This is a genomic window from Microvirga pakistanensis (genome assembly GCF_004458765.1).
Classification (GTDB): domain Bacteria; phylum Pseudomonadota; class Alphaproteobacteria; order Rhizobiales; family Beijerinckiaceae; genus Microvirga; species Microvirga pakistanensis.
Genome location: NZ_SPJX01000478.1, coordinates 1 through 223 on the forward strand (window position 1 = coordinate 1; position 223 = coordinate 223).

The 223-nt window shown below is 63.2% G+C and carries 1 protein-coding gene; it reads right to left on the reverse strand.

Features of this window, described 5'->3' with window-relative positions; translation table 11 throughout:
• A partial coding sequence (locus E4K09_RS21975) for a response regulator (RefSeq protein ID WP_134499844.1) occupies window positions 1–223 on the reverse strand: 223 nt, incomplete at both ends.

The following is a 223-nucleotide window of genomic DNA, read 5'->3' on the forward strand; positions in this document are numbered from 1 at the left end:
GATCGCATCCATCCCGCCCTCCTAAGTCAATGTCCGAGAACAGCACGTCAATGATCTCCTCAGTGAGGATGATGCTGGCCTCCTCGGCACTGGCGGCGGACAGAACTGTGAACCCCGCCTCCTCGAGCGCCTCGGCTGCCACAGCCCCAACAAGCAGGTCATCCTCAACGACGAGAACACGGGTGCGGCTTGCCTCCGCGAGCCGGCACTCAGGCTGTGGGAC